General features: G+C 63.0%; 5 protein-coding genes. All 5 read right to left on the bottom strand.

From position 1 onward, the window contains the following. Window positions 1-252: DUF3577 domain-containing protein (locus ABJK70_RS22455; protein WP_347259192.1), on the bottom strand; the 252-nt coding region annotated here is incomplete at its 3' end. A gap of 392 nt (window positions 253-644) precedes the next feature. Then, window positions 645-1556 carry a DUF3262 family protein gene (locus tag ABJK70_RS22450; RefSeq protein WP_347259191.1) on the bottom strand — a complete coding sequence of 304 codons (912 nt, stop codon included), beginning with the start codon at window positions 1554-1556 and terminating at the stop codon, window positions 645-647. Continuing rightward, window positions 1534-2049, bottom strand: a complete 516-nt coding sequence (locus tag ABJK70_RS22445; RefSeq protein ID WP_347259190.1) for a hypothetical protein — start codon at window positions 2047-2049, stop codon at window positions 1534-1536. Before ABJK70_RS22445 ends, ABJK70_RS22450 begins: the two co-directional genes overlap by 23 nt. After that, on the bottom strand, window positions 2049-2831 hold the full coding sequence (locus ABJK70_RS22440) for a PH domain-containing protein (protein ID WP_347259189.1): 783 nt from the start codon (window positions 2829-2831) through the stop codon (window positions 2049-2051). Before ABJK70_RS22440 ends, ABJK70_RS22445 begins: the two co-directional genes overlap by 1 nt. A gap of 11 nt (window positions 2832-2842) precedes the next feature. Continuing rightward, the coding region (ssb, locus tag ABJK70_RS22435; protein WP_347259188.1) for a single-stranded DNA-binding protein at window positions 2843-3238 on the bottom strand (396 nt) is incomplete at its 5' end.

The raw sequence follows: 3238 nt of genomic DNA, 5'->3' as shown, positions 1-3238 counted from the left end.
CCTGAAACCGACCAGCACAGCCTGGCGCGCCTGGATGGCCGGCATCAATTGGCGGACAACCGCTTGTGCATCCTGGCCGTTCACCCGGCAATCGAAGCGGGTATATTCGACGGCATCCGCCGCGCCGTGCAGAGCGGATACCTCGACCGCCAGAAACGGCTGGCCGCGTCTGATCGGGGCCTCACGCACGCGGTTCAGATAGCCGACGCCGGTGATATGAAGGTCGAAGTATTTTTCGTCGGGTGGGTTCATGGGGTTTCTCCTATAGGCATGAATGAACCGGAGAAATCCCGACCCGACCGGGGTATGGGTTCCCCCGGAGAAGGTAGAAGATGCCTGCGGCGCTCCCGAAGGAGCGACCATCGTTCGAGCAGGCCCGCGATGGTGAAGGGTGCGACTGAGCCGCAGTCGCCACGGTTGAAACTCCTCCAGAAGCTGCCGAAAACCTACTGCGCGCCGCCATGACTGCGTTGCTCCAGGGCTCAAAATGCTGATGAAAAACTTCCTTGTTTTTCACCCGAACAGGCGCGCTTTCGCGCGTCCTACTTCTCTCCCGGAGAAGTAGTCATGTACTCTATGTACACTCCGGTTTTTCGCCCTTCGCGCCTTGTCCTGCCGGCGCTCGTGACGGTTTTTACCAGCTTCTAGGCCAAGGCCACGAACAATACGAGCATCATTAATACCGTCGCTTTGACGATATGGGTCTGGACCTGCATCAGCGACAGCCGCTCGCGGCGCCAGCCGATGTAATGCATCAGACTCACCCAGGCGGTCCACAGCAACAGCGCCACGGCCAGCGTCTGTAGCACCAAGGCCCTTACTGCTCCGAGGCCTATGCCGGCACCGCTGGCGAATGCCGCCGAGGGCGAAAGCGGTGCGTGGGGCGACGGGGTTATCCCGATCGTGGTCTCCGGTGCCGGCGTGGCCGAGCCGGTGGAGGGTCCGCCGGACACGCCCGTGACCGCCGAGACATCGAATCCGCCCAAAGCCGAAAGATACGTGGCGATCGATGTTCCGTTGCCATCCCGGACCGAGCCGGTTCCGCCCGAACTCAGGAAGCGGCGCAGCCCGCCGACGCCGACCAGGTGAGCGCCGGCGAGCAGGCCCGACGGTGTGATCAGGACGCCGCCGACCGTTTGTCCCAGATAGCCGTCGAGATCCAGGTTCTTGATCTGCGACCACTGGGCGGCACTGAAGGCGGTCACCGCCTGAGTCTGCACCGAAGGGCGGCTCAGGAAATCGGCCATATTCCGTACGCTGTCCTTCCCGGTCCAGCTTCCCCGCCAGTCATTCCTCGCGGTGCCGTCGGACCGGTAATAGCCGGCTTCGGTCAAGGCCTGCTCGCCCATCTGGTAGAGACCCAAATACCCGTCATCATTGCGGGCACCGGGGTTGTTTCCGGATTCCATCCGGGCCAGCCGGCTCAGGTAATCGGTATAGTTCCCCGCGGCCAGAACGATACCCGATGCGAAAGCCCATGTGACCAAAGCCGTGCGCCAGGCTTTCGGATAAGGATGGCGTTTTACGCCCACGTCACGGCTCCCGGCGACGCTCATCGATCGATTTCGCGCAGGCCAGAGCCGCATCGGTGACCGGCGTATGCGATCCCAACCGACGCGAGCGGCCCTGTTCATTCAAAACCAGCCCGTAATCCAGGGACGGCAAGACGATGACGCCGTACAGGGATTCGGCGTCGCAGCGGTGCGGCCTGCACAGATCGAACAGGACAACGTTTACCCCGTCATGTTCGAAAATGCGTACCGGACGCGAGGGACCGCTGAGCTTTCGGATCCACGGTGCCTCGTTCCGGGTGAGCACGGCGTGTTGTCGGCCGATCGCGGGGACCGACTCGATCAGGTGCCAGGGCAAACCGGCATACGGCGGATCCCCGGCGTAGCGCAAGACGCCGCCCCCTGGACAGGCGTCGCGCCGGGCCAATTCCTGTTCGGTCGGCAGCAGGTTCACGCGCTCATCCACCGCCGCATTGGCCATCGCCGCGTTGGACAGGGAAACCAATGCGAACAGCCATTCGATGTGCCGAATCCTCATCAATCATCTCCTTCAACGCGGTTCATGCGATTTTGGATCAAGACCTTCACGCGTCCCGGCCACGCGATATCGACGAACCGCACGGGTCTGCCGTCGGTGCCCGCCGAAGTCAATTCCAAGGTGCCGATGTTTACCAGACGCTCGAACAAGGACTGTCTGAGGGTGATCGAGCGGATATCCTGAAACCGCAAGCCCACGGTATCGCGGGCAACCAGACCTTCGCGGGCTTCGACCCCGGTCTCGGAAACCACATAGGCGGCCGACAGCCATTCGGTCCACAGCCAGAAGAGCAGGGCGCCGGACAGGAAACCACCCATGAGTGTCAAGCCGTTGAGCGTCCAGGTCAGCCCGGTGTTCAGCGCCGAAGGATCGACCGGCAATAAGCCCAGGAGGGAACTCAGCAGGCGGTGCGGAATAAATGCCAGCAGCACGCCGATGCCCAATACCGGCAGCCAAGCGGCATTCGCTCGCAACACGGCGGGTCGGAATACTCGTGCGGCTCTTTTTTCCGAATCCATCTTCATCGAGTGCCTCTCGGTTCGCTGCAACAACCCGCCAGGACGCGCGGCTTGCGCCGTCGGTTCGTTTGATCGGCGTGCCGAAACGGCTTCGGCACGCTGAAACTCCGGTTCGCGCCGAAGGATGAAACCGCCGTCGGGACAACTTTCCACCGCATAGCGCCTCCCCGATTCGTCCGACAGCAATTCGCGCATGCGGGTCGCGAGGCCGAACGAACGGAACGGCAGGCCGTCGAGGTTGTAGATGACGTCGCCGATCCGCATCGGGGTTCCCGTTACTCTTCGCCGAAATCGCCGGGCGTCTCTACGGGCGCACCGGCACGCGGCCGATACGTGACGGATTCGATGCACACCGGATCGATGGCGATGCGACTGGCCGTCAGCCGTAATGCGCGATGCTCGGTGCCCTCCGCGTCCTCCCAGGATTCCTCCCGCAGCTGGCCATCGACCTGAATCCGGGCGCCTTTGCGGAGCACTTTGACCGCCGATTCCGCACGGGCTCCCCACACGCTGACGCTGAGCCAGAATCCGCCCTCATCCTCGAAGGAACCATCGTCTTGCGGCACGCTGCGATCGAAGTAGACGCGCAGATCCGCCACCGACCGATCCTCGCCATCGACTTGGACGGTGCGAAGCACGGGCGCCTGACCGAGGTTGCCGACGCCCGAAAA

This window comes from Methylocaldum sp. (assembly GCF_039794385.1).
Taxonomy (GTDB): Bacteria; Pseudomonadota; Gammaproteobacteria; order Methylococcales; family Methylococcaceae; genus Methylocaldum.
Note: the sequence above shows the minus strand (reverse complement) of the source record. Positions and strands in the feature narration are given on the sequence as shown.